Consider the following 24,665-nt stretch of genomic DNA (forward strand, 5'->3'; position numbering starts at 1 on the left):
TCAGATGCGTGGCAGGATCTGCATTCTGCTGGCTGCACCTCCTGTTGTGAGTTCCGCCCCCGCTTCGTCTCAGAGTCCCGACGGTGGCCCCGAGGGCTTTGGCGCCGAAAGCGGCGCGATTCATCCCCTGATGGAGGCCCTAGCGGCGCGGATTCGTACGTTCTGGCAGGGCCTGCCCGAATTGGAAGCGTTTGCGGTTTCTCCCGATCTCGAAGCCATCAGTGGCAGCCTCGATGGCGAATCGCTATTCATACGCAACGAGCTGCGTCGCTGCCTAGGACTGCGCAAGCTGCACCTGGAAACCGCTCGCCTTGGAGCGGGATTGCAGATTTTGCACTGCGTACTCTTCCCGGATCCCCGCTTCAACCTGCCTGTTTTTGGGGCAGACATCGTGGCCGGCCCGGCTGGGGTCTCCGCAGCCATCGTCGACCTCTCGCCAGTTTGCGGCGAGCTACCAATTGGTATCGCCGAAGCTCTTGCTGCCATGCCCCGCATCAGCTTTGAACAGGAACGGGAGCTGCCGGGCTGGGCGTCAATCTTTTCGCCCTACGTTCGCTTCGTGAGACCCACGAGCGACGCTGAGGAGGCCGGGTTTCTCTACGAGGTCAGCGGCTTTCTCGATGTGCTGGCGTCGGCCATGGCCACTAGCGAGGCTCAGGCACCAACCCATCCAGCTACGCTCGCCAGATGGCAGGGTCAGCTCCGGTATTGCAAGCAACAGAAACAAAACGACAAGACTCGCCGGGTGCTGGAGAAGGCCTTCAACCCGGAGTGGGCCGATCGTTACATCGAGGAGTTGTTGTTCGACGATCCGCCAGCACCGTGAAGCGCGCCTTGTTGGGGGTTAACCGGCTGTGGTGGCTCGGCGGAGCGGCCCTGGTGTTGATTTTGGCTGTCGCCCTAGTCCGCCAGCAGCGACCTTCCCCTGTGACTGCACCGGTGGTTGCCGTCACTCCCCGTAATCAGGAGGCGGTGGCAGCGCTTGGCCGGCTGGAGCCGGCTGGTGATGTGCGCTTGCTGGCGGCCCCCATCAGCGGCATCGGCGGTAGCCCCCGTATCTCCGAGCTGTTGGTTGAGGAAGGCGACCGCGTGAGCAGTGGCCAGCTGCTGGCCCGCTTTGACACAGCTCCAACCCTTGTGGCCCAGCAACGGCTAATCGAGGCTCGCCTTCGCAACCTTGACACCAGATTGGCTGTACAAACCCGCGACGTCCGTCGCTACCGCCAGCTGAGTCGTTCCGGAGCCATACCCAGCGGTGAGCTGGACAACCGCGAGACAGACCTGCTCAAGCTTCAAGGGGATCGCAACGAGGCATGGGCTGAACGCGAGAAACTCAAAGCGGAGTTGCTGCTTACCGAACTACGGGCGCCTATGGCAGGCACCGTGCTCAAACTCCATGCCCGAGTTGGAGAGCGCCCTAGTGAAACAGGCGTGCTTGAACTCGGCGCCAGCAACCGCATGCAGGCCTTGGTTGAGGTTTACGAAAGTGACATCGACCGAGTGCGCCTTGGCCAGAGCGTCACTTTGACCAGCGAAAACGGCGGTTATCAAGGCACGCTTACAGGCGAGGTGATTCGGATCAGTCCCCAGGTGCGGCAGCGTTCAGTGCTTTCAACTGATCCCACCGGAGACGCCGATGCCAGGGTTGTGGAGGTGCGGGTGGCCCTAGATCCTGCTGATAGCCAGCGGGTGCGTGATCTGACGGGCTTAAAGGTGATTGCGCGCCTCGCTGCCACCAGGGCGCCTGGGCAGCCCTGATGCTTGGCCGTATCTGGCAGGGCCGCCGCATTCCCCTTGCCTGGCTACTGTTGACTCGCCAGCCCGTGCGCCTGGCTGTCGCCCTGGCTGGCATCGCCTTCGCCGGCATCTTGATGTTTATGCAGCTGGGCTTCAGGGACGGCCTGTTTGATGCCAGCGTCACTATTCACCGCCTCTTTGACACCGACCTGGTGTTAATTAGCCCCCGTTCCAGCAGCTCGGTGAGCATGGCCGGCTTTCCCCGCCGCCGTCTGGTGCAGGCCATGGCAGATCCAGATGTGGAGGGGATTACTCCGGTTCACTGGAATTTGCTGCTTTGGCGCAACCCAGACACCAAGGCAACCCGCTCAATCCTCACCCTGGGCTTTGAACCTGCCGATCCCCTATTCACCGACCCCAGCCTCGCGCCTAAGGCAAAGCTTTTGCAGGATCGGGGCCGAGTGCTGTTTGACGAGCTCTCCAGGCCAGAGTTTGGGCCTGTAGCCGAATGGTTTCGCGGCGGACGCACCGTCGAAAGCGAGATCAATGGCAAAAAAGTAAGGGTGGCCGGTCTGGTGGGGCTCGGCACCTCCTTTGGCGCTGATGGCAATCTGCTCACCAGCCAGGAGACCTATCTCCAGCTACTGCCAAATACTCCTCCAGGCAGCATTGAGGTGGGACTGATCCGCTTGCGAGCTGGGGCCGATGCCGATGAGGTAGTTGAGAGGCTGAAGCGGGATTTACCAGATGACGTCAACGTGCTGACCAAAACAGGTTTTATCGCCTTTGAGCAGAACTACTGGAGATCCAGCACCTCCATCGGTTTCATTTTCACCCTCGGCGCTGCCATGGGTTTCGTGGTGGGCTGCGTAATCGTTTACCAGATTTTGTATTCGGACGTTAGCGATCATTTGCCGGAATACGCCACCTTGATGGCGATGGGCTACCGGCTCCCCACCCTGCTTGGAGTGGTGGCTAGGGAGGGGATGCTCCTGGCAGTGTTCGGCTATCTGCCTGCCTACGCAGCCGGCCAGGGCCTCTATCTACTGGTGCGCAACGCCACCCAGCTACCGGTGTCAATGAATCTGACCCGGGCACTGACAGTCTTCATCATGATTTTGGTGATGTGTATGGGCTCGGCAACCCTGGCAATGCGGCGCCTTGGTGATGCCGACCCCGCGGAGATTTTCTGATGGCAGCGATGGTGCGCCTGGAAGGCTTAAAGCATTCATTTGGCAGTGGCGTCAATCGCCGCCAGGTTCTCCAGGACATCAGCCTTTGCGTTGATCCCGGTGAGGTGGTGCTACTTACCGGCCCCTCCGGCTGCGGCAAAACCACCCTCTTGACCCTGATTGGAGCTCTACGGCAGGTGCAGGAGGGCTCGGTACAGGTGTTTGGCGAAGAGCTCAGGGGAGCAAGTCGCAGCGCCCGGCTCAAGCTGCGCCGCAGGATCGGCATGATCATTCAGGGCCACAACCTGCTCAGGTGCCTTACGGCGGAGCAAAACGTACAGATGGGTGCAGACCTGCTGCAAGGGCTCAGTTATCGAGCCCGTAGGGATAGATCTCGGGAGTGGTTGCGGGCCGTAGGATTGAGTGACCATCTCGGCAAGCTGCCCCACGATCTATCCGGAGGGCAGAAGCAAAGGGTCTCGATCGCCCGAGCTCTAGCCGCCAGGCCCCAGCTCCTACTGGCCGATGAGCCCACCGCATCTCTCGATTCCCGTACCGGGCGAGAGGTGGTCGAGCTGCTTAAGGGGCTAGCCAAGGACCAGGGATGCGGTGTGTTGATGGTGACCCACGACCCTCGGATTCTTGATGTGGCAGACCGTCTGGTGCAGATGGAGGACGGTCAGTTGAGCAAGGGCGCCTTCGCAATTGAGTAGGGTGGAAATTCGCATCTCTCCAACACGCCGCTCGCATGGCTAAGCGCAGGAATCTCAAGAAGGAAAAGCAAGAGCGAAATCGCCTCTACGCGCGCAAATTCAAGAAGCGCAAGCTGCGTAACGACGGTCGCGGTGAAGGCGCCGGCAATGGTGTGACTGGCACAGCCAACAACGGTGGCGCCGCCGACTGATCAGTGCAGCCCATGCATCGTTGAGGGGATCCGGAAGGATCCCCTTTTTGCTGTTTAGACCCTCGCGGCGACCCCGATGTTCCTCAGCGTCGTCATCCCCACCTACAACCGCCTGCCGATCCTGCAGAAGTGCCTGCTGGCCCTAGAGGCCCAGGATCCTTCAGCCTCGATCATGGGCTACGAGGTTGTGCTGGTCGACGATGGCTCAACCGATGCCACCGTTAGCTGGCTGCGGCAGCACAGCCTGCAGCTGCCGCACCTGCGACTGATCGAGCAGAAGCACGGTGGTCCGGCTCAGGGGCGCAATCGAGGTGTGGAGGCAGCCCGTGGCGACGTGGTCGTTTTTATCGACAGCGACCTGGTGGTCACCCCCAGCTTTCTGCGCAGCCACGCTGCAGCCCTAGAGCACGAGTGGCAGCGGCGCGGCAACCGCCGCTGTTTCACCTATGGGGCCGTCATAAACACCGCCAATTTCCAAGATCCCTGCAGCGAACCACACAAGCTTCAGGATCATTCCTTTGCCTATTTCGCCACCGGCAACGTGGCGATCGATCGGCAGCTGCTTGAGCAGGCCGGCCTGTTTGACACGCGCTTCCGTTTGTATGGCTGGGAAGACCTGGAGCTCGGCGAAAGACTGAGGCGGCTAGGAGTTGGGCTGGTGCGCTGCCCGGAGGCCGTTGGCTATCACTGGCATCCGGCCCTGAATTTGGAGCAGATCCCCGATTTGATTCGGGTGGAGCGGGAGCGAGCAAAAATGGGATTGGTCTTCTACCAAAAGCACCCCACCCGGCGGGTGCGGCTGATCATTCAGTTCACTTGGCTGCATCGCCTGCTCTGGGAGACACTCACCCTGGGCGGCCTGCTCAACGAACGCAGCCTGCGGCCCCTGCTGGCCTGGTTGATCCGTCGCGGCCATCCAGGGGTGGCCATGGAGCTGTTGAGAGTGCCGCTCAACCGCCTGGGAGTGCGGGCCCTGTTTGCAGAAGCCAAAGCACTCAAGGTGACAGGTCCAGCCCCTAGCCCTATTTGATAGGGTGCCTAAGTACAAATCACACCGCACACCTGCGTGTTTCGGGTGATCCGAGCAGCAATGCCCGTCGGCCCTTCTGGTCGTATGGGTAGTTCTTGATCCCTGGCAGGTGGAGGCAAACCCGAAACCCCAACCCAAAATTATGGCTGTTGTAACTCTCTCCGAAATGATGGAGGCGGGTGCCCACTTTGGGCATCAAACGCGCCGTTGGAATCCCAAGATGTCGCGCTACATCTACTGCGCGCGCAACGGGGTTCACATCATTGATCTGGTGCAGACCGCCGTCTGCATGAACAACGCCTATAAGTGGACCCGCAGCGCCGCCCGCAGTGGCAAGCGCTTTCTGTTTGTTGGCACCAAGAAGCAGGCTTCTGAAGTGATTGCGATTGAGGCAACCCGTTGCGGCGCCTCCTATGTCAACCAGCGCTGGCTGGGCGGCATGCTCACCAACTGGACCACGATGCGTGCCCGCATCGATCGGCTCAAGGATTTGGAGCGCATGGAAAGTTCGGGAGCCATCGCTATGCGTCCTAAGAAGGAAGCTGCCGTGTTGCGCCGTGAACTCGAGCGCCTGCAGAAGTATCTGGGAGGTTTGAAGAATATGCGCCGCCTGCCCGACGTAGTGGTGCTGGTGGATCAGCGCCGTGAAACCAACGCGGTGCTCGAAGCTCGCAAGCTTGATATTCCCTTGGTGTCCATGCTTGACACCAACTGCGATCCCGACCTCTGCGATGTGCCGATCCCCTGCAACGACGACGCCGTTCGTTCCGTGCAGCTGGTGCTTGGCCGCCTTGCCGATGCCATCAACGAAGGCCGCCACGGAGCTCAAGATCAGGGTCGTGACGACGAGGGCTGACCCCCTTGCCCCTCATCTTCTCACCATTTCGTAACCCCTACCCCATACCAACCCATGGCAGAGATTTCGGCAAAGCTGGTTAAGGAACTGCGCGATAAAACCGGCGCAGGAATGATGGATTGCAAGAAGGCGCTCTCTGAATGTGGCGGTGATGCCACCAAAGCCACTGAATGGCTGCGCCAGAAGGGCATTGCAACCGCTGAGAAAAAGGCCGGACGCACCGCCGCTGAAGGTGCAGTAGGCAGCTACATCCACACCGGCGCTCGTGTGGGCGTGCTAGTTGAGGTGAACTGCGAAACGGACTTCGTTGCCCGTGGCGACGTTTTCCAGGAATTGCTGCGCAATGTGGCCATGCAGATCGCTGCCTGTCCTGGTGTGGAGTACGTAAGCACCGATCAGATTCCGGCTGAGATTTCTGAGCGCGAAAAGTCCATCGAGATGGGTCGTGATGATCTCGAGGGCAAACCAGAGCAGATGAAGGTCAAGATCGTTGAGGGCCGAATTGGCAAGCGCCTCAAGGAACTAGCCCTGCTAGATCAGCCTTTCATCAAAGACAGCGCTGTCACCGTGGCGGAGATGGTGAAGCAGGTGGCCGGCAAGGTGGGCGAAAACATCCAGGTGCGTCGCTTCACCCGCTTCACCCTTGGTGAGGGCATTGAGGTGGAGAAATCTGATTTCGCGGCCGAAGTGGCAGCCATGAGCCAGACGGCCTTATCAGCAAGCTAGTGACCCCATTGGAGGCTGCCCATCAGCAGCTTGAGGATCTTGAATCCCAGCTGGGGGCCTCCAACCCCCAGCTCTATCGCCACTTGGCTCTCTATCTCCAGGTGCTCAGAGACGGCCTGTTGAACAGTGTTCAACAGGCTTGTTTTCATGTTGCGACCCAAGTGCATCCTGATCGTTACAGCGATCTGGATGGCAACAAGCGCCGGGTGCTGCATCGGCGCATCCGCAACCTGGTTCAGCGGGCTAGCAGCTTGCTCACAGTTGAGCAAACCGCCCACCTAGCCGCTCAGATAGCCAGCGAACACAACAAGCAACTCAGCCGCCAACGCAGCAGGCTGCTGACGGTCCTGGGAGGGGACGACTCTGAATCAGAGGAGCATGACCAGGCTGAGGAGACTCCAGCAAGGGGATCAATCAACCTTGGAATGGCCCTTCCCATTGGAGCTGACTTCCTCAGCCCCTCCAGCTTCACCCTCCGCCCCCCGGTTGGGCTGGCGGAGCCCAATAGCAATAACCCAAGGGCTGAGATCGAGGAAGCGGACGAGCAACTGGAAGAGGTAGATGGCCAGCAAGATCTTGAGGTGACGATGCGGGCCATGGCGGAAGCCTTCAGCGATTGGTTGGTGGAGCCGTCCAACCGGACTCCTACGCCATGGGACGGAGGGCGCCTACCTTCAGACCCTGCGCTGCTGCTCGCCTGGATCGGCGGCTTTGAGCAGGCTCTCAGCCGCCGCCTGCGCAATCTCTCCCATGCTCTCAACGTTGAGCTAATGCGGCTGGGGATAACCACAACCTTGTTGCCTGTCAGCCTGCTTGATGCTGCTCTTACAGCGCAATTGGAGAGCTTGGAAGCTCCAGCGAATCTGCTGCGCTTGCCCCTGCCCTTCGGCCCGGAGCCTGCAGCCGGTCGCCTTGAAGCTATAGCGGTGCTGCTTCGGCCTGCTGACCTTGAGCATTCCCTGCCCAAATTGCACACCTGTCGTACCCGGATCCAGCAGCACCGGCAGGAGGTGCGCAGAATGGCTCAGCACTATCGCCGTCTCAGGCGGCGGGTTCAGGCATTAGAGGCGGAACAGCTGTGGCTGCAGGACATCAACCCAGCCCAGAGCCTGCCGAGCTGCCCGGACTAGAGGCCTGGCTGCGGGCTCTGCAGCAAGCCCTGCAGGTGGAGGCCGACCGGGGATTTATCGACCTAAAGGGCCGTCAAACCTGCTTCAGCAGCTTTGTGGTGCAGCAATTGCAACTGCGGCCGCAGGATCTGCCTGCCGATGCCCTGCAGCGCTTACTTGATCTTTCAGCTGGTTTTCAGTCCTATGGCGAGTTGCCTCTTGCCAGGCGCCAGAGCCTGGTGCGAACGGCTAGGGAAAGGCTGCATGCCCTACGCCAGGCCCAGCAGCCAGTGCTGGCGGTGGCGCCACCCCGGCTGCGACTGGTATCAAACTCAACAGTCGCCGGCAAGGCCCCCAATTCAGCCAGCCTCAACGCCGATACGCCCCTCTCGGAAGTTCGAGGGGTTGGACCCAAGACCGCTAGCCGTTTAGCCCAGCTCGGCTTACTGCTGGTGCGCGACCTGGTGCACTACTACCCGCGTGACTATCTCGACTACGCCAATCTCGTGCGGATCAACGGGCTCAAACCGGGAACCACCGCCACGATTGTGGCAACGGTCCGCCGCAGCCATGCCTTTGCCAGCCCGCGCAATCCCAATCTTTCGATTCTCGAACTTCACCTAGTCGATTGCACTGGGCGGATCAAGGTGACTCGCTTTTTTGCCGGGCAGCGCTTTTCCAGTCCTGGATGGCTGCAATCCCAGCAACGCCTGTTTCCAGTTGGAGCCACCGTCGCGGTCAGTGGTCTGGTCAAGGAAACCCCCTATGGGCCGGTGTTTCAGGATCCGTTGATGGAGGTTTTGGAGTCGCCCCAGTCACCGGTGCGCTCCGAAACGATCGGCAGGCTCCTGCCTGTCTACGGCCTCACTGAAGGATTGGGTGCAGACCGGCTGCGCCAGGTGGTCGAAGCCGTGATTCCCTTAGTGAGTAGCTGGCCAGATCCCCTGCCTGAGGCCCTGCGCCGCAGCCAGAAGCTGATGGGCCGCTCCGAAGCGCTTACCCAGATCCATGGGCCCAGCGGCCAGGAACAGCTACAGGCAAGCCGTCGCCGCTTGGTTTTTGATGAGTTTTTGCTGCTGCAGTTGGGCCTGGCCCAACGGCGCCGCCAACTGAGCCTGAGACCTGCTCCACCCCTGGCCTTGCCCCCTGGTGGCGAGGGCCTGGTGCAGCAATTTCTAACCATCCTGCCCTTTGGCCTTACCGGTGCCCAGCAACGGGTTCTGGCTGAGATCCGCGCCGATCTGGCCCGCCCCCAGCCCATGGCCCGTTTGGTGCAAGGGGATGTGGGCAGTGGCAAAACCGTTGTTGCCCTGGCGTCCCTACTCACTGCGATCGAGGCGGGCTGCCAGGGGGCCCTGATGGCCCCTACCGAGGTGCTGGCCGAACAGCACTACCGCAAGCTGGCGGAATGGCTGCCCCAGTTGCACGTCACTTCAGCTCTTCTCACTGGCTCCACCCCAGCACCGCGACGGCGCCAGCTGCTGCAGGATCTAGTCAACGGTCAGCTGCAACTGCTGGTGGGTACCCACGCCCTGCTGGAGGACCCAGTGCAGTTCGATCGGCTTGGTTTGGTTGTCGTTGATGAACAGCACCGCTTCGGGGTGCGCCAGCGCAATCGCTTACTGGCCAAAGGGCTGCAGCCCCATCTGCTGACGATGACGGCGACACCAATTCCTCGCACCCTGGCTCTGTCTCTTCATGGCGATCTGGATGTCAGCCAGATCGATGAATTACCCCCGGGACGCCAGCCAATCCGCACCAGCATGATCAAAGGCAGTCAGCGCCAGCGGGGCTATGAGCTGATCCGCGAGCAAGTGGCCCTTGGGCAGCGGGCCTATGTGGTGCTGCCGCTAGTGGAGGAGTCGGAGAAGCTCGAGCTGCGCTCGGCTGTGGAGGTGCACCGCCAGCTAAGTGAGGAGGAGTTTCCGGATTTAGCGGTGGGGCTATTGCATGGCCGGCTAAGCAGCGCTGAGAAGCAGGCTGCCATCGGCGCCTTCGCCAGCGGACAAACCCAGGTGCTTGTAAGCACCACGGTCGTAGAGGTGGGCGTTGATGTGCCGGAGGCCAGCGTGATGGTGATTGAACATGCTGAACGCTTCGGCCTTGCCCAGTTGCACCAGCTGCGGGGTCGAGTGGGGCGGGGAGCTGCCGCCTCCTACTGCCTGTTGATCAACGACAGCAGCAACGTGCTGGCCCGCCAGCGGCTGGAGGTGCTGGTGCGCACCAGCGATGGCTTTGAAATAGCCGAGATGGATCTGCGTCTGCGGGGGCCAGGCCAAGTGCTGGGTACACGCCAGAGCGGCCTGCCTGATTTGGCCCTAGCGAGTCTCACCGAGGATGGAACTGTGCTCGAAGAAGCCCGGGACGTAGCCCGCATGATCACAACTGCTGATCCGGAATTACAGCAGCATCAGGGGTTAGCCCATGCTTTAGCTGAGCAGCGACGCCGCCAGATGGATCAAGCGGCCCGGCTTAACTAACTACAAAAACCCCAAACATGAGGTGGCGTGCTGCCTTACTAGGCGGATAGGTAGTCGGAAACCTGCCCTGATAAATCGCGCATAGAAGCAACAGCTCGACGCTCTAGTCCACGGGAAGTATCACGGCTGATGCCAAGTTCACGGGCAACCGCTGACAAACTCAAAGCCGTCTCCTGGTCGATGACGTAAAGCATCCTAAGTAGTTGGACCTCCTGTTCAGGCAGCTGATCCAGCAACCTACGGATATTAGTCTTGAGACAATCCTCTAGTGCTAGCTGATCAGGTTGCACTCCATCGCAGGCTACTTTATCAAGCAGATTGATGGCTTCCCCTTCGGCTGTGGTGTAATCGCAGCTGAGCGGCTGCACGGCTCGAAACATCAGCTCCTCTACGTCCAGTTCAGACATGCCTGCGGCTGAAGCAAGCTCATGAAGACTGGGCGGACGGCCTAATAGCTGGATTAGCTCACGCTGGCAGCGTTTGAGTTTGCTGAGGGCGGCCGTGATTGGTGCTGGTAGGCGAATCGTGCGGCTCTTGTTCTTGATTGCTTGAGTGATGCCCTCCCGTATCCACCAGTAGGCGTAGGTAGAAAACTTATATCCACGACTAGGATCAAATTTTTCCACGACTAGGATCAAATTTTTCCACGCCTCGCACCAGGCCATTCGTGCCCTCCTGGTTCAGATCTGCAAGCTCAAAGCTGCTGTTGGTGTAGTTCTTGGCGATTGACACCACCAAGCGCAGATTCGCCGACACCATTCTTTCCTTGGCCTGCCTGCCATCTCGGATCCTGGCTTGAAGCTCATCTATTTCCAGATCGGCAGCAACAGCAAACTCTTGGTCATTTGGGGCAACCCCGCCAGCCCTCAGGTGAGCTCCTCGCGAACCTCATCGAGTGCGACCAGTTGTTGAACCTTGCGCCCAAGGGTGATCTCCTGCTCGGCGCTCAACAGCGGCACCCTGCTGATGTCGCGCATGTAGGAGCGCAACAAATCTCGGCCACGGCTGCCATCTAGGGGGTGATCGCCGCTCAAAACGAAGCGAGTGGGCATGGCCGAGGCCTGGGTGATTGTCAGGGTTTCGAAACCTTAAGGGCTGGATACCCTGATCTGACGGCCACCTCTGGCTTTGCTGCCCAGCTTGAATGGCAAAGCCTGACTGGCAGCTCCTTTGCGCCCCTGGAATTCCATTCCGATTACTGAGGTTGATGAGCCGCTGCAGAAAATCCCAACGGCCTTGCTGCGGCTCGAACCCCATCCCTACGCGGCCCTGGGAGCGCCCTATGGGCCTGATGCATCTCCATTTCGGCTGCGCCAGGGGGTGGTCACCCGGCTGCTGCAAGCCCAGCAGGAGCTGCAGAAGGAGCAGCCTGGCTGGAGCTTGGCGATTTTTGATGCCTGGAGGCCCGTGGCCGTGCAGCGCTTCATGGTGCGCCACTCCCTAGTGGCCGAGTGTGGCCGAATCGGCAGCAACCCCGACCATCCCTCCCCAGAGCGAGATCGGGCAGAGGCTGCCGTGGGCCGCTTCTGGGCCCCTCCCAGCGATGATCCGGCCACCCCACCACCCCACAGCACCGGAGCCGCCGTGGATCTCACCCTTGCTGATGCTGGCGGCCAGGCCCTGGCGATGGGGGGAGAGATCGATGCAATTGGCAGGGTTTCCGAACCCTTATTTCATCAAGCTGCCGCCTTGGCTGATTCCAGCAGCCCTGCCGCTACCTGGCATCAGCGGCGCCAGTTGCTGGGCAGGGTGATGGCTGGGGCAGGATTTGAGCAGCACCCCAACGAGTGGTGGCACTTCAGCTGGGGGGATCAGCTGTGGGCCTGGCGTAGCGGCGCCAGGGAGGCTTTTTATGGACGAGTAGGTGATTCGGCCAGTTCCCGGCTCAGCTGAGCGGCCTGTTCCGGGCTCAGCAACTGGCGGCCTACGCAGCGGCTGAGGGTTTTGGCTGACATCTCTAGCTGAATCTGGCGTAGGGGTGCCAGCACGGCATCACCCTGGTCAGCAAAGGGCTGCAGTTGCTGCTGAAAGGCGGTTCGAATCCGCTCCGAATCGCAAGTGCTCAGATCGGGGTCGTAGAGCGTTTGGCGTGAGGCAGGTGGTGGTGACTGTTGCCGGCCCTGAGCCAAGAGGGGAGCCCTTATCAAGGACACCTGCAATGTGAATGAGAGGAACAGGGCAAAGCGGGCCCAGCTCATCCAGCCGCTGGTTCTAGCCATTGCTGCACGGTGTCACGGCCACTGTTGACCACAAAATCGCCAAAGCTGCGGCGGCCGCCGGCACTCTGCCAAGCCTTCAGCAGCGGTTCGAGAGTTACTTCTAGATCATCCAGCGGCATTTTCTCTAGGTAGGGCTCCGCTAATCGGCTGAGGTTGGGGGTGCCCCCGAGCCACAACTGATATTGGTCGACCCCACTGCCAACCAGGCCGATCTCAGCCATGTAGGGACGGGCGCAGCCATTGGGGCAGCCGGTTATGCGAACTAGCACCGAGCGGGAAATCTCAAGGCGCTTGAGCTGGGCTTCCAGTCGGTCCAGCACGCTTGGCAGGATGCGCTCAGCTTCCGTAACAGCGAGACCACATAGGGGCAGGGCCGGACAGGCCAGTGCGTGGCGCTGCAGCGGTGCAGGTGCTTCCGGCGCATCCATACCAAGCTCTGCCAAGGCAGCACGGATGGTGGAGCGCTGGGAGGTGCCGATGTTGCAGAGCAGCAGATCCTGGTTGGGGGTGAGTCGCACCTCCAGCTTGTAGGTGTCGACCAGTCGACGTAAACCACTCTTGAACTCACCGGAAAGGCGTCCGCACAGCACCGGCAGGCCCACAAACCAGAGGCCACGGCTCTGGCGATGCCAGCCGAGGTAATCCTCGAGTTTGGTTTTTGGCTCTAGCCGCATCGCCTTGATCGGGTGGGCGAAATAGCGCTCCTGCAGCTCCTGACGAAACCAGTCGACACCGCGGTCGTGGATCAAATACTTCATCCGGGCATGACGCCGTTGCTCCCGGTCGCCGTGGTCCCGCTGGAGGGCCACGATCGCCTGCAGCAGTTCAAGCACGTGCCCATAGGCCACATAGCCGAGGCGGTCCGCTGTACGAGCGAAGGTCTCCTCCTTGTTGTGGGTGCGGCCCATGCCACCACCTACGTAAACGTTGCAGCCGAGGGGGCTGCCTTGGGGGTCACAGAACAGCACCAAGCCGATGTCCTGGGTCAGCAGGTCCACCGAGTTGTCGCCGGGAACGGTGACCGCAACCTTGAATTTTCTTGGCAAGTAGGTGCCGCCATAGAGCGGTTCGGCCGCATCACCGCTGAAGACAGCACCCTCCTGCTGCAGTGCCTTGATTTTGGCTACCGCCGGACTGGGCTTGATCCTGTAGCTGAGCTCACCATCAACCCAGAGGTCGAGGTAGGAACCCTCAGCCGCCTGGGGGGCGAGCAAATCAGCGATGTCGTCGGCAAGCTTGCGGGCTGCCGGGTAAGCCCCCTTTTCAAAGGGTGCTGCCGGGGCCATCACATTGCGGTTGATATCGCCACAGGCAGCCAGGGTCGAGCCCAGCTCGCGCACGATCGTGCCAATTACCTCTTTGAGGTTCTCCTTTCGGACACCATGCATTTGAAATGCCTGGCGAGTGGTGACCCGCAAGCTGCCATTGCCCAGCCGGTCTGCAAGCTCGTCTATCGCCAGAAAGAGAGTCCCAGGTACTCGGCCACCGGGATTGCGCAGCCGGAGCATCATCTGCCAATCCTTCTCCGCGCCCTTGCGTCGGTTTTCGCGGTCGTCCTGCTGGTAACTGCCGTGAAACTTCAGGATCTGGACAGCACCTTCCGTGAAATTGGCGGAGTCGTTGCCGAGCTCCGTCAGCAATGGCTCTTTCAGATGGCCACTGCTGTCCTTGAGCTGCTCAAATTTGGAGGCGGCCGGCTTGACTTCGGGCATCAGGTCCTTTGCACAACGCTCGGCACATCAGTGAAGCTAGCGAACGGCGTTCAATACAGTTGTCTTGTGTTGCCCTGACGCCGTGTCGACTTTTTTGCTCGAAATCGGCACTGAGGAACTTCCGGCCGATTTTGCGCGGCTAGCCCTGCCCCAGCTGGAGCAGCTAGTGCGCCGCGATCTCGCCACCCTGAGGCTTAGTCACGCCGGCATCTACTGCACAAGTACGCCCCGCCGTTTGGTGGTCAGCGTGACTGGGCTGCCGCATCGCCAGCCAGACCTGGAGGAGGAGCGCAAGGGCCCTCCCCAGGCCCAGGCACTCAAGGATGGCCAACCAACTGCAGCAGCCCTTGGCTTTGCGAAACGCTGTGGCGTCGCTCCAGAGGCCCTGGAAATTCGTGACACGCCTAAAGGGCCCTTTTTATTTGCCAGCTGCCTCGAACCAGGGCAGTCCACCACCGATGTGCTGGCAACCCAAGTACCCCTCTGGATTGAGGCCCTGCAGGGACGCCGCTTCATGCGCTGGGGGGAGGGGGAGAGTCGCTTCTCCAGGCCAGTGCGGTGGCTTGTGGCTCTACTCGATGCCGAGCTTGTGCCCGTAAGCCTCATGGGGAGTGATCCGGTAGTGAGGGCGGGCCGGGAGAGCCGGGGCCACCGCCTGCATAAGGCCAGTGTCACCATTCTTAGCGCCGAGGCCCATACCAATTTGCTGGCCGCAGCCGGGGTGGAGGTTGATCGCGATCGCCGTGGAGCTCTGATCCGCAGCGCTGTTGAGGCTGCAGCCTCAACCCACAACGCCGATGCCGATCTGCCCGAGGCGCTCTTCCAGGAACTAATCGACCTGGTCGAATCGCCCAGCTTGCTGGAGGGTCAATTCGATGACCACTACCTAGGCCTGCCAGCCGAGGTGCTCAGCACCGTGATGCGCTCGCACCAACGCTATGTACCTCTGTATTCAAAGGGCCATAACCTTGATCCCCTGGCCCTTGATGCTCGAGCCAGCCTGCTGCCACGCTTTTTGTGCGTCAGCAACGCCCTGCCCGAAGCCGCTGCCAACGTGGCGCGTGGCAACGAGCGGGTGCTGAAGGCTCGTCTGGCCGACGCTGAATTCTTTGTACGGGCTGACCGCAATATCGCCAGTATTGATCGTAGGTCTCAGCTAGGGCGTGTCACCTTCGCTGAGGGCTTGGGCTCCCTGCTAGATCGCACTGAGCGGCTCGAATGGTGCACCGACGTCCTACTTGAGCAGCTCGAGCTCTCCTCTAGTTGTGGCAGCCATGCCCGTCGGGCGGCCCATCTGTGCAAACACGACCTTGTCAGCCAGATGGTGGGTGAATTCCCAGAGCTGCAGGGGGCAATGGGGGGCAAATACCTGGTGGCAGAGGGAGAGCCCTATCAGGTAGGCCTAGCTGTGCTGGAGCACTACTTACCGCGTGGTGCGGGCGACGCCCTACCAAGCTCCGATGCGGGAGCTGTTGTCGCCTTGGCTGAGCGCCTGGAGTTGCTCTTAAGCATTTACGCCAAGGGCGAACGTCCTAGCGGCTCCTCCGATCCCTACGCCCTACGCCGTGCAGGCCAAGGCCTGCTGCAGATTTTGTGGAAGAAGGGCTGGCGCCTGGATCTGCTCGCCCTGTTGCAGCGCTCATGTCAGCACTGGGCTGAGCTGCTGCCCCACTACACCATTGATGCGGAGGGATTAACCACTGAGCTCGCCGACTTTCTGCGCCAGCGACTGGTGAGCCTGCTTGAGGAAGGTGGGATGGATATCGACCTAGTACAAGCGGTGTCTGGGCAAACGGGAGATCAAGGACGGGTGCTTTCCGATCCAGAGGATGCACGCCAACGTGTTGAACTGCTTATGGAGCTGCGCAGCTCGGGTCAGTTGGCAGCGGTGCAGGCGGTAGTTACCCGTGCTGCGCGGCTCGCAAACCAGGCCGATCTGCCGTACAGCGACCTCAGTGCCGTGGCAGTAGTCGATCCTGGCCTATTTGAAAAAAGCAGTGAGGCAGCCATGTTGGCGGTGCTCAACAAGCTTGAGCCCTTCGCCACCAGTAGCGCCAACGATCGCTACCGCAACCTGGCTAGCGGACTTTCGGCTGGCGCCCCAGCCCTGGCGGCCTTCTTTGATGGCGAGCAGAGCGTGATGGTGATGGCCGAAGATGGAGCGGTACGCAAAAACCGTCTCCATTTGCTGGGGGTGCTGCGCAATCAAGCTGCCGTATTGGCTGACTTCAGTCGCATCATGGGATGAGATTCCCGTAGAGTGTTGGCATGTTATTGAACAAAATGCCTGTCCAAATTGAGGGTAATTAGTGAGTTTACTTCCTTCGCAACAGGCCCAATCGCCACAGGCCCAATTGCAACAGACACCTTCACCACAGGCCCCGCCGGCGATTTCCCCCCGCCGCCGAGATTTTCAGCTCGAGGCCTTTCGCCTAGGCGATAACCGTATCGCCAGCTGGCAGCTAATCAATACCCTCCTGCCGACAGCCCTGCTTTGGGTATCCGTGCCCACGCTCGCTGCCGCCGGGCCTGCTCTACGACTACTGCTGCTGCCAGTGCTGCTGCTACTAGTCCTCTTTTCGGCGCGCTCATTCGCGCTAATGCACGATTGTGGCCACGAATCTCTCTTCAAAACTCGCTGGTTAAACAGGCCCGTTGGTTTTCTCCTGGGTTGCTTAAATGCGATCCCCCAACATCCCTGGTCCCGCGGCCACGCTTTTCACCATAAACATAACGGCAACTGGGATCGCTACCGAGGCCCATCTGCGTTGTTGACCCTTAGCGACTACCTGGCCCTATCACCACGCCAACGTTGGTTTTATGGACTTAGCCGCCACCCTCTGATGCTTTTTCCAGGTGGTTGCTACTACCTACTGGTTCGGCCAAGGCTTGAGCTTGTGCTCGGTGTAGCTGAATGGCTGACATCTATGGCATCCCATATAGGCCATAAGGGGCTAGCTGGCCTTGCCGAGCTGCCAGAGCTGAGCCGTAATTTTCGCTCCAGCCATTGGTACACATCGGCTGAGTGCATAGATCTTTTTGCTAATAATCTAGTGGTGCTCACTAGTTGGTGGCTGATGGGATCCTGGCTTGGCCATAGCCTGTTTTGGAGCTGCTATTTTCTTGTAATGACTTTATCGGCAGCATTATTTCTCTGCATCTTTTTCGTTCAACACAATTTTGCAGATTCCTATGCCAGCAGCGACGAAGGCTGGGACTATCAGCGCGGCGCCCTAGAAGGTAGTAGTAACTTGGAAATGCCAGCAATACTTAACTGGTTTTGGGCAGATATCTCCTTCCACAGCATTCATCACCTCTGCGAAAGAATTCCTAATTACCGCCTGCGGGCCTGCCACGAAGCCAATTCAGCGTTATTGATCGATTCTCCGAAATTAAGTCTCAAAGACTTCCCCAGCAGCTTTAGGTACGTTCTGTGGAATTCAGAGGCAAAAAAATTGCTCACATTGGCAGAAGCCAATATGAGCGCTGGAGATACCAAAATCAAGTAGAAGCTAGCCAACTAGCTGTAGAGAATCAATCCTTTCCGGCCAGGGCCGGTTCGCGATCCTGTTCAGGCTCTGCGCTGTCTGCAGTGATGGTTTCAGTTTTGCGAGATTTAACACCCACTTTAATACCACCTTTGATGGTGCTAACCGCCAGCATGGCATTAACTTCAGCTTCGCCTCGCACAGCGCTATCCACCGGCTTGTAGCCCTGGGGAGCGAGAGCATTGCCCCTAAGTACCGAACCTAGGGTAAGCAGGGTCAGCTTCAACTGCTGCCACGGATTCATCATTACCACCCGCTTGTAGAGGTAACTGTCGAAGGTTAGTCGCTGCACGTCCTTGTCGTCGCACATTTCGACAAATGCTTCACGAGCTGCATCGTTTCGGTAGAAAATATTTTGAAGAATCTCAAGCACTTTGTAGGTGGCGCCGTATTGGCGATCCCATTTCTTCAGATACTTTTTGAGATCTGCCTCCGTAGGAACCTTGGCACCACCGGCACTAGATTCAACAATCTGTTCGGCGCACATACGGCCGCTTTTGGCTGCAAAATAAATGCCCTCGCCAGAGCTCTTGGTGACATAGCCAGCAGCATCGCCAACTAGAGCCATGCGGCCAACCACCCGACGGGGACGGGGATGTTCTGGGATCGGATGGGCTTCGACTTTGATTACTTCGCCGTTAACCAGCCGCTTTTTGGCCCGTTCGCGGATGCCTTCCTGAAGTCCCTTGATCAGCCCTTGGTTTTGTTGCATGGTTCCAGTACCAACCGCCACGTGGTCGTACTTGGGAAACACCCAGGCATAAAAGTCAGGAGATACATCAGTACCCACATACATCTCTGCCAGGTTTTCGTAGTACTTCATCTCCTCGGCAGGCAGCCTGATGCGCTCCTGGAAGGCAATGGCTACGTTGTAGTCGCCGGCATCCATAGCCTTGGCAACTCGACTGTTGGCTCCATCAGCCCCCACAATCAAATCAACTTCAAGAGTCTTGGTTTCTCCAGTTGCTTCTCCAGCACCATAATCAGAGTAAGTGAGAGTATAGGGGCCCTGTCGTTTGGCACCCGTATCAATTTTGGTAACCAAGCCGTTCACAAGCTGGGCACCTAGTTCGGCAGCTCGGTTGCGGAGAAAGGCGTCCATAACCTCCCTGCGGCACATGCCAATATACTCATTCTCATTTTCTAAATTAATATCTACCTCCCTATTTGAGGGGGAGATCATCTTCATGTTGCGCACCTTGCGGTCGATGATCGACTCAGGCAAGTCGAATTCCTCAACCATGCAAAGAGGAATGGCCCCGCCACATGGCTTGGCGTTGTCGAGCTTGCGCTCAAAAATCCAAGTTTGAATACCGGCCTTGGCAAGCTCCTCAGCCGCACAGGATCCACTGGGGCCGCCACCCACAACCGCGACTCGCAACATCAAAAAAACGCTCCGCCAATATGGATGCTGCTGGGAAGCTAACACCGATAACCGGTCAGGTGGTGGGCAATCCGACCTCCCCGCCTAGGATCTTCATTGCTTGTGTTTAGGAAGATTGATCGGTGCCAGGCAGGGAACCCGCGTGACGCATCGCAATTCCCGCAGGCCAGGCCAACCCCTAGCCCTGGGTGACATTCCTGTCGCCCGCCGCACCAGCCCGCCTTCAGCCAAGGCCAACCGCTGGCTACTAGGGGTCAGCGTGGGCACAGGTTCGCTTTTGATAGTCCTTGCCTTAGTTGTGGTTTGGCGCCCAGGGCCGCTGCAACGCCTATTGGCCCCACCGCCAGTAAGGGGACTAGACGCGCGCACAGGCCTTGATGGGCGCCTGCTGGGCCATTTCCCCTACGGCGAGCTGGCCGCCTACAAACGTGTGGCGATTGCCCCTGGGCTAAGCCTGCATCGAGACGCTGCAGCAGCTCTTCTGGCGATGCAGCGTGATGCAGCCAGCAGCGGGGTCGAGCTAGTGGTGCTGAGCGCCTTCCGATCTCATACGCTTCAAAAAGAGCTCTTTTTTGAAGTGAAATCGGATCGCAACCAGAGCGCTCGAGAAAGGGCCATGGTTAGCGCCCCGCCAGGGTTTTCTGAGCACAGCACCGGCTTCGCCATCGATCTCGGCGATGCCCTGGCACCAGCCACCAACCTCTCACCAAGCTTCGACCAAACCGCAGCCTATGCCTGGGTGCAGGCCAATGCCGCTCGCTATCACTTCACCCTCTCCTTCCCCCGGGGTAATTCCCAGGGGGTGAGCTACGAGCCCTGGCATTGGCGATTCGAGGGCAGCGCCGAGGCCCTGCAGTTGTTTGAGCCCGCCCAGCGGTTGGCGCGCTGATGACTGTTCCGGAACTTCTGGCCCCTGCGGGTAATTGGCAGGCCCTGCGCGCCGCGGTAGCAAATGGCGCCGACGCTGTTTATTTCGGTGTGGAGACATTCAACGCCCGCATGCGGGCCGCCAATTTTGACCAGGAGGAATTGCCAGAACTCATGCACTGGCTGCATCGGCGGGGTGTGAAGGGTTTTCTCACTGTCAATGTGCTCGTTTTCAGCGATGAGCTGGTTGAGGCGGCAAGCTTGATCAGGGCTGCGGCTGCGGCCCATGTCGATGCCCTAATTGTTCAGGACGTTGGCCTGGCCCGGCTGGCGCGCAGGCTGGCGCCCAAACTGGCTGTGCACGGATCCACTCAGATGTCGATCACCAGCGCCGCAGGGGTCGCCATGGCCGCAGAGCTTGGTTGTGCCCGGGTCGTGCTTGCACGGGAGCTGACTCTCACCGACCTAGGCCGCTTGCAAAGTCAGCTGCAACAGCGCCAGTTGGCCATTCCCCTGGAAGTGTTTGTGCATGGTGCACTGTGCGTTGCCTATTCGGGCCAGTGCCTCACCAGCGAAGCCCTGGGCCAGCGCAGTGCAAACCGGGGCGAGTGTGCCCAGGCTTGCCGCTTGCCATACCAGCTGATTGTTGACGGCGAAGAACGCGATCTTCAAGACCAATGATATCTGCTCTCACCCATGGATCTATCAGCCTGGGAGCTTTTGCCCCAGCTCGAGCAGATCGGCATCGCCAGCCTCAAGATCGAGGGGCGTCTTAAGGACGCCACCTACGTGGCAGCCGTTACCGATGCCTACCGGCAAGGACTCGATCGTTTAGCCGAGGGCCTACCCAGCGCGCCCCAGTCAGCTGAGCAGAAGCGCTCCCTGGAGTTGAGCTTCTCGCGGGGGCTTTCCACAGGGTGGTTGGGGGGCCTCGACCACCAGGCGCTCGTGCACGGCCGCTGGAGCAAAAAGCGTGGCCCGCAGATTGGGGTATTCGCGCGCGTGAGTGCCGACGGCTGGTGGATCATCCAGACGAAGGCGGATCTGAAACCAGGCGATGGTCTTGTGTTTGAGGCCGCTGGATATGGTCCACTCGAGCCACCAGCCGAAATTGGCGGCCGGCTGATGGCTGTGCAGCAGCGCCCGATGGGCCGGCTGGCCGTACGGCTCGGCCCTGGCCGGATCGAAGCCGGCGGGCTGTCAGCGGGTAGCCCCTGCTGGCTTACCAGCGATCCCGCCCTTGAAGGTCAATGGCAGCGCATGGCTGGCCAGGCAACTCCGGAATGCAGCCGAGGCTTGCGGCTTCGCCTGCAAGGACGGCTTGGCGAGCCCTTGGTGCTGCGGGTTGAGTGGGCGGAGGGTCTCGATCCAGCAGCAACTGCGCAAATAAAGCTGCTCTCCGCCTCGGCCCTGCAGGCAGCCAGCGAGCAAGCCCTAGACACCTCCAGACTTCAAACCCAGCTGGGGCGCCTTGGCGGCACCTGCTGGAAGTTTGAGCGGCTTGAGCCTGCTCTCGAGGGAGCCCTTTTTCTGCCGATAGCCCAGCTCAACAAGTTGCGCCGCGAGCTAGTTGAGGCGCTTGCCGCAATTGAGCCGGGACATAGCGGCTCGCAGGCCCCCCTTGCAGGGGACACAACCGATTTCACCGAGTTACTGCAGGTTCTTTCAATCCCTGCCCACGCTTCGCCCCAATCTGGGCCTGGTTCGAGCACGGCTGTGAATTCGGAGCCGCAGTTGGTTGTGCTGGTGCGCAGCCTTGAGCAATTGAAGGCCCTGCGGGATTAACCAGTTGCGTCAGTTATTGCTGACCTAGATCAGCCGGCCGAGCTGCGCGAGGCCGTGGCAATCGGCCGTGGCTGCTGGCCTGGAGGCATCTGGCTGGCTGGCGCTCGGATCACACGGACTGATGAGCGCTGGACCCTGGAGCCCCTGGTGCGGGAGGCCCCCGATGGCTACCTGGTGCGCAATGCCGACCAGCTCGAGGTGCTCACACCCCTTGCTCCCTACTGTGGCGATTTTTCTTTAAATGTCGCCAATCCACTGTCGGCCGCGTGGTTTCTGGACCATTGGAAGCTGCAGCGAATCACCGCCAGCTACGACCTTGACCTCAAGCAGATGCTGGCCCTGGTGCGGGTCTGCCCCCCCGGCCAGGTTGAGGTAACGGCCCACCAGCACATGCCCCTGTTCCACATGGAGCACTGCCTCTTTTGCGCCTTCCTATCCGACGGACACGACCACACCGACTGCGGCCGCCCTTGCGAAAAGCACACGGTGCTTCTGCGTGATCGCAGCGGCAGTGAGCACTTTCTGCGGGCTGGTCTTGGCTGCCGTAACACCTTGTTTAATGGCCAAGCTCAGACAGCTGCTGAGGCCCTGCCCAAGTTGATGCGTGCTGGGGTGAGGCAGTTCCGAATTGAGTTGCTGCAGGAATCAGCGTCCGAGAGCCAGCATCGGGTGCAGCAATATTCAGCGGCCCTGCGTGGTGAGATCAGCGTACGAAGCCTCTGGCAGCAGGAACAGTTGGACAGCCGTCTTGGCGTGACCCGGGGCAGCCTCAAAAGCGGTAGGGGTGTGGGATAGAGTTGGACCATGGCTTCAAGTCTGCGTAAACGTTCCATCAAACGTTCCGTCTACATAAACTTAAAGTCAACAGATTCCATTCAACGTAAAAGTAGAGTTTTATTTGTATGAGCGGTGCACACCCAGGTACGCCGATTCGCAACATTGCGATCATTGCCCACGTTGACCATGGCAAAACCACATTGGTGGATGCCATGCTCACCCAATCGGGCATCTTCCGCGAGGGAGAGGCGGTTCCGACCTGTGTGATGGACTCGAACGATCTTGAGCGTGAGCGCGGGATCACAATTCTTTCCAAAAATACCGCCGTCGATTACGAAGGAATTCGTATCAACATCGTTGACACTCCTGGCCACGCTGATTTCGGCGGCGAGGTGGAGCGGGTTCTCGGCATGGTTGATGGCTGCCTGCTGATCGTTGATGCCAACGAGGGGCCCATGCCCCAGACCCGATTTGTGCTTAAAAAGGCTCTTGAGAAAGGGCTACGTCCAATCGTTTTCGTAAACAAGATTGATCGGGTCCGAGTTGACCCCGAGGTTGCTGTCGACAAGGTTCTCGACTTGTTCCTTGAGCTGGGTGCCGACGACGATCAGTGCGATTTCCCCTATTTGTTTGGGAGTGGCATGGGCGGCTACGCCAAGCCAGACATGAAAACCGAGAGCGACAATATGAAGCCGCTCTTCGATGCAATCCTGCGGCACGTTCCGCCCCCGGTGGGCGATCCCGAGAAGCCGCTGCAGCTTCAAGTCACCACCTTGGACTACTCCGACTTTTTAGGTCGGATCATGATCGGTCGCATCCACAACGGCACAATCAGGGCTGGCCAACCTGCCGCCCTTATCCGTGACGACGGCAGCATCAAGCGCAGCCGCATCAGCAAGTTGCTTGGCTTCCAGGGTCTGCAGCGGGTTGAGATTGAGCAGGCCAGCGCTGGCGATCTCGTGGCCGTGGCCGGCTTTGACGAGGTCAATATTGGTGAGACGATTGCCTGCCCCGATCACCCTGAGGCCCTGCCCCTGATTCGGGTTGACGAACCCACCCTGCAGATGACTTTCGTCATCAATGACTCTCCCTTCGCTGGCAAGGAGGGCAAATTCGTGACCAGCCGTCAGGTGCGGGATCGCCTGCAGAAGGAGCTGCTCACCAACGTCGCCCTGCGGGTTGAGGACACCGACTCACCGGATCGCTGGGCTGTCAGCGGCCGTGGTGAATTGCACCTCGGCATCCTGATAGAAACGATGCGTCGTGAAGGCTATGAATTCCAAGTATCCCAGCCCCAGGTGATTTTCCGCACCATTGATGGCACCCCATCAGAGCCCTACGAAACCTTGGTTTTGGATGTGCCTGAGGAGTCGGTGGGCGGCTGCATTGAAAAGCTCGGCGTCCGCAAGGCCGAGATGCAGAACATGGAAAATACGAACGACGGCCGCACCCAGCTTGAGTTTGTGGTGCCAGCTCGAGGGCTGATTGGCTTCCGCGGCGAATTCATTCGCGCCACAAGGGGCGAGGGGATCATGAGCCACTCCTTCCTTGACTACCGGAAAATGCAAGGAGAGATGGACAACCGCCGTAATGGTGTGTTGATTGCCTTTGAGGAGGGCACAGCGACTTTCTACGCACTCAAGGGTGCGGAAGATCGCGGCCAGTTCTTCATTACGCCTGGCACCAAGGTCTACAAGGGGATGATTGTTGGCGAACACAACCGACCACCTGACCTAGAACTCAACGTCTCCAAAACAAAGCAGGTGACCAACATCCGCTCGGCTGGCGCAGAGGTGCTCGACACCCTGCAGGCACCAATTCAGATGACACTTGAGCGAGCTCTCGAGTACATCGGACCCGATGAAATGCTTGAAGTCACACCCCAATCGATCAGACTGCGCAAACTGCCTTCCAAAAAGGCCGCTAAGCGCTGATCGGTGCGCCCGAATCCTGAGCAGCAGTTTTTAAGCGAAGAGCAGGAATTATTGGCGGACACCCGCTTGGGCGAGGCCATATGCTTGTTTAACGGCGCTGACTGGTATGCCTGCCACGACGGCTTCGAAGCCCTTTGGCATGAGACCGCTGGCCCTATGAGGCCGGTTTTGCAAGGAATTTTGCAGATCGCCGTGGCTGAACTGCACCTTGAACGGGGTAACTGCAGCGGCGCCACAATTTTGATGGGTGAGGGTCTCGGCCGCCTTAAGGCTTGTCCCCCTAACTCCCTAGGCATAGATTTAGCTGCCTTGATCGACTCATCTATGCAGCGTCTGCTGGCGTTGCAGCAGCAGAGGTCAATTGAGGGCTTGGAATCGCCCAGATTGGTTGGGACAGCGCCCCAAAACCCTTCTGTAGATTAAAA

22 protein-coding genes and 1 pseudogene are annotated in these 24,665 nt (G+C 59.6%); 17 read left to right on the forward strand and 6 right to left on the reverse strand.

The features are described 5' to 3' along the window. Window positions 1-46: 46 nt before the first annotated feature. From KBY85_RS02280 to recG, 10 genes are all read left to right on the forward strand, one after another. Window positions 47-826, forward strand: coding sequence for a phycocyanobilin:ferredoxin oxidoreductase (locus tag KBY85_RS02280; RefSeq protein WP_396121803.1), 780 nt, complete (start codon window positions 47-49; stop codon window positions 824-826). Beyond that, window positions 823-1,758: an HlyD family efflux transporter periplasmic adaptor subunit gene (locus KBY85_RS02285; RefSeq protein ID WP_254959945.1), complete on the forward strand. Its 936-nt coding sequence runs from the start codon at window positions 823-825 to the stop codon at window positions 1,756-1,758. Before KBY85_RS02280 ends, KBY85_RS02285 begins: the two co-directional genes overlap by 4 nt. Continuing rightward, window positions 1,758-2,930: an ABC transporter permease DevC gene (gene devC / locus KBY85_RS02290; protein WP_254959946.1), complete on the forward strand. Its 1,173-nt coding sequence runs from the start codon at window positions 1,758-1,760 to the stop codon at window positions 2,928-2,930. The genes KBY85_RS02285 and devC overlap by 1 nt, the downstream gene beginning before the upstream one ends. Further along, window positions 2,930-3,622, forward strand: coding sequence for a DevA family ABC transporter ATP-binding protein (locus KBY85_RS02295; RefSeq protein WP_254959947.1), 693 nt, complete (start codon window positions 2,930-2,932; stop codon window positions 3,620-3,622). The genes devC and KBY85_RS02295 overlap by 1 nt, the downstream gene beginning before the upstream one ends. A gap of 35 nt (window positions 3,623-3,657) precedes the next feature. Continuing rightward, the gene (locus KBY85_RS02300; RefSeq protein WP_254959948.1) at window positions 3,658-3,813 is read left to right on the forward strand and encodes a hypothetical protein; all 156 of its coding nucleotides are present in this window, start codon (window positions 3,658-3,660) and stop codon (window positions 3,811-3,813) included. 76 nt (window positions 3,814-3,889) lie between these two features. Further along, window positions 3,890-4,843, forward strand: a complete 954-nt coding sequence (locus KBY85_RS02305) for a glycosyltransferase family 2 protein (protein ID WP_254959949.1) — start codon at window positions 3,890-3,892, stop codon at window positions 4,841-4,843. 142 nt (window positions 4,844-4,985) lie between these two features. Continuing rightward, window positions 4,986-5,699 (forward strand): 30S ribosomal protein S2, encoded by a 714-nt coding sequence (gene rpsB / locus KBY85_RS02310; RefSeq protein WP_254959950.1) that lies wholly within the window; start codon window positions 4,986-4,988, stop codon window positions 5,697-5,699. Window positions 5,700-5,753: 54 nt separating this feature from the next. Beyond that, complete coding sequence (tsf, locus tag KBY85_RS02315) at window positions 5,754-6,425, forward strand: translation elongation factor Ts (RefSeq protein WP_254959951.1); 672 nt, start codon at window positions 5,754-5,756, stop codon at window positions 6,423-6,425. Continuing rightward, window positions 6,425-7,555 carry a hypothetical protein gene (locus KBY85_RS02320; RefSeq protein WP_254959952.1) on the forward strand — a complete coding sequence of 377 codons (1,131 nt, stop codon included), beginning with the start codon at window positions 6,425-6,427 and terminating at the stop codon, window positions 7,553-7,555. Before tsf ends, KBY85_RS02320 begins: the two co-directional genes overlap by 1 nt. Continuing rightward, the gene (recG, locus tag KBY85_RS02325; protein WP_254959953.1) at window positions 7,504-10,014 is read left to right on the forward strand and encodes an ATP-dependent DNA helicase RecG; all 2,511 of its coding nucleotides are present in this window, start codon (window positions 7,504-7,506) and stop codon (window positions 10,012-10,014) included. Before KBY85_RS02320 ends, recG begins: the two co-directional genes overlap by 52 nt. A 38-nt stretch (window positions 10,015-10,052) precedes the next feature. Here recG and KBY85_RS15925 read toward each other — a convergent pair whose 3' ends face one another. From KBY85_RS15925 to KBY85_RS15935, 3 genes are all read right to left on the reverse strand, one after another. Then, complete coding sequence (locus KBY85_RS15925) at window positions 10,053-10,679, reverse strand: sigma-70 family RNA polymerase sigma factor (RefSeq protein ID WP_315859959.1); 627 nt, start codon at window positions 10,677-10,679, stop codon at window positions 10,053-10,055. Further along, window positions 10,627-10,773 carry a sigma factor gene (locus tag KBY85_RS15930; RefSeq protein WP_315859960.1) on the reverse strand — a complete coding sequence of 49 codons (147 nt, stop codon included), beginning with the start codon at window positions 10,771-10,773 and terminating at the stop codon, window positions 10,627-10,629. Before KBY85_RS15930 ends, KBY85_RS15925 begins: the two co-directional genes overlap by 53 nt. 107 nt (window positions 10,774-10,880) lie before the next feature. Then, the gene (locus tag KBY85_RS15935; protein WP_254992923.1) at window positions 10,881-11,066 is read right to left on the reverse strand and encodes a sigma-70 factor domain-containing protein; all 186 of its coding nucleotides are present in this window, start codon (window positions 11,064-11,066) and stop codon (window positions 10,881-10,883) included. Between the two features lie 118 nt (window positions 11,067-11,184). Here KBY85_RS15935 and KBY85_RS02335 point away from each other — a divergent pair, with 118 nt between their 5' ends. After that, on the forward strand, window positions 11,185-11,907 hold the full coding sequence (locus KBY85_RS02335) for a M15 family metallopeptidase (protein ID WP_254959954.1): 723 nt from the start codon (window positions 11,185-11,187) through the stop codon (window positions 11,905-11,907). Here the strand turns inward: KBY85_RS02335 and KBY85_RS02340 are convergent. Continuing rightward, the gene (locus KBY85_RS02340; RefSeq protein WP_254959955.1) at window positions 11,865-12,233 is read right to left on the reverse strand and encodes a hypothetical protein; all 369 of its coding nucleotides are present in this window, start codon (window positions 12,231-12,233) and stop codon (window positions 11,865-11,867) included. The genes KBY85_RS02335 and KBY85_RS02340 overlap by 43 nt on opposite strands. Beyond that, window positions 12,209-13,945, reverse strand: coding sequence for a sulfite reductase, ferredoxin dependent (gene sir, locus KBY85_RS02345; RefSeq protein WP_254959956.1), 1,737 nt, complete (start codon window positions 13,943-13,945; stop codon window positions 12,209-12,211). The genes KBY85_RS02340 and sir overlap by 25 nt, the downstream gene beginning before the upstream one ends. Before the next feature lie 82 nt (window positions 13,946-14,027). Here sir and glyS point away from each other — a divergent pair, with 82 nt between their 5' ends. Further along, a complete protein-coding gene (glyS, locus tag KBY85_RS02350; RefSeq protein ID WP_254959957.1) occupies window positions 14,028-16,193 on the forward strand; it encodes a glycine--tRNA ligase subunit beta in 2,166 nt (721 codons plus the stop codon). Window positions 16,194-16,449: 256 nt separating this feature from the next. Next, window positions 16,450-17,454, forward strand: coding sequence for a fatty acid desaturase (locus tag KBY85_RS02355; protein WP_254959958.1), 1,005 nt, complete (start codon window positions 16,450-16,452; stop codon window positions 17,452-17,454). A gap of 25 nt (window positions 17,455-17,479) precedes the next feature. On the opposite strand, the gene chlP is transcribed toward KBY85_RS02355, so the two are convergent. Beyond that, window positions 17,480-18,877, reverse strand: a complete 1,398-nt coding sequence (gene chlP, locus KBY85_RS02360; protein WP_254959959.1) for a geranylgeranyl reductase — start codon at window positions 18,875-18,877, stop codon at window positions 17,480-17,482. A gap of 142 nt (window positions 18,878-19,019) precedes the next feature. On the opposite strand from chlP, the gene KBY85_RS02365 reads away from it, so the two are divergent. The 4 genes and pseudogenes from KBY85_RS02365 to KBY85_RS02380 all read left to right on the forward strand — a co-directional run bounded on the left by KBY85_RS02365 (window position 19,020) and on the right by KBY85_RS02380 (window position 24,663). Beyond that, complete coding sequence (locus KBY85_RS02365) at window positions 19,020-19,766, forward strand: D-alanyl-D-alanine carboxypeptidase family protein (protein ID WP_254959960.1); 747 nt, start codon at window positions 19,020-19,022, stop codon at window positions 19,764-19,766. Beyond that, window positions 19,766-22,324 (forward strand): annotated as a pseudogene (locus KBY85_RS02370) (U32 family peptidase). The gene KBY85_RS02365 and the pseudogene KBY85_RS02370 overlap by 1 nt, the downstream one beginning before the upstream one ends. A 107-nt stretch (window positions 22,325-22,431) precedes the next feature. Beyond that, window positions 22,432-24,240: a translational GTPase TypA gene (typA, locus tag KBY85_RS02375; RefSeq protein ID WP_254959961.1), complete on the forward strand. Its 1,809-nt coding sequence runs from the start codon at window positions 22,432-22,434 to the stop codon at window positions 24,238-24,240. Window positions 24,241-24,243: 3 nt separating this feature from the next. Then, on the forward strand, window positions 24,244-24,663 hold the full coding sequence (locus tag KBY85_RS02380) for a DUF309 domain-containing protein (protein WP_254959962.1): 420 nt from the start codon (window positions 24,244-24,246) through the stop codon (window positions 24,661-24,663). Window positions 24,664-24,665: the final 2 nt, after the last annotated feature.

It is taken from the genome of Cyanobium sp. BA5m-10, assembly GCF_024346255.1.
In the GTDB taxonomy this organism is placed as follows: domain Bacteria; phylum Cyanobacteriota; class Cyanobacteriia; order PCC-6307; family Cyanobiaceae; genus Cyanobium_A; species Cyanobium_A usitatum.

Excerpts from the sequence above, each read along its gene's own strand:
- KBY85_RS15925 (WP_315859959.1), bottom strand. The coding sequence starts at position 10,679 with ATGGCCTGGTGCGAGGCGTGGAAAAATTTGATCCTAGTCGTGGAAAAA.
- tsf (WP_254959951.1), top strand. The coding sequence starts at position 5,754 with ATGGCAGAGATTTCGGCAAAGCTGGTTAAGGAACTGCGCGATAAAACC.
- KBY85_RS02305 (WP_254959949.1), top strand. The coding sequence starts at position 3,890 with ATGTTCCTCAGCGTCGTCATCCCCACCTACAACCGCCTGCCGATCCTG.
- KBY85_RS02300 (WP_254959948.1), top strand. The coding sequence starts at position 3,658 with ATGGCTAAGCGCAGGAATCTCAAGAAGGAAAAGCAAGAGCGAAATCGC.
- KBY85_RS02340 (WP_254959955.1), bottom strand. The coding sequence starts at position 12,233 with ATGGCTAGAACCAGCGGCTGGATGAGCTGGGCCCGCTTTGCCCTGTTC.
- KBY85_RS15930 (WP_315859960.1), bottom strand. The coding sequence starts at position 10,773 with ATGGTGTCGGCGAATCTGCGCTTGGTGGTGTCAATCGCCAAGAACTAC.
- KBY85_RS02295 (WP_254959947.1), top strand. The coding sequence starts at position 2,930 with ATGGCAGCGATGGTGCGCCTGGAAGGCTTAAAGCATTCATTTGGCAGT.
- chlP (WP_254959959.1), bottom strand. The coding sequence starts at position 18,877 with ATGTTGCGAGTCGCGGTTGTGGGTGGCGGCCCCAGTGGATCCTGTGCG.
- KBY85_RS15935 (WP_254992923.1), bottom strand. The coding sequence starts at position 11,066 with ATGCCCACTCGCTTCGTTTTGAGCGGCGATCACCCCCTAGATGGCAGC.
- devC (WP_254959946.1), top strand. The coding sequence starts at position 1,758 with ATGCTTGGCCGTATCTGGCAGGGCCGCCGCATTCCCCTTGCCTGGCTA.
- rpsB (WP_254959950.1), top strand. The coding sequence starts at position 4,986 with ATGGCTGTTGTAACTCTCTCCGAAATGATGGAGGCGGGTGCCCACTTT.
- sir (WP_254959956.1), bottom strand. The coding sequence starts at position 13,945 with ATGCCCGAAGTCAAGCCGGCCGCCTCCAAATTTGAGCAGCTCAAGGAC.
- typA (WP_254959961.1), top strand. The coding sequence starts at position 22,432 with ATGAGCGGTGCACACCCAGGTACGCCGATTCGCAACATTGCGATCATT.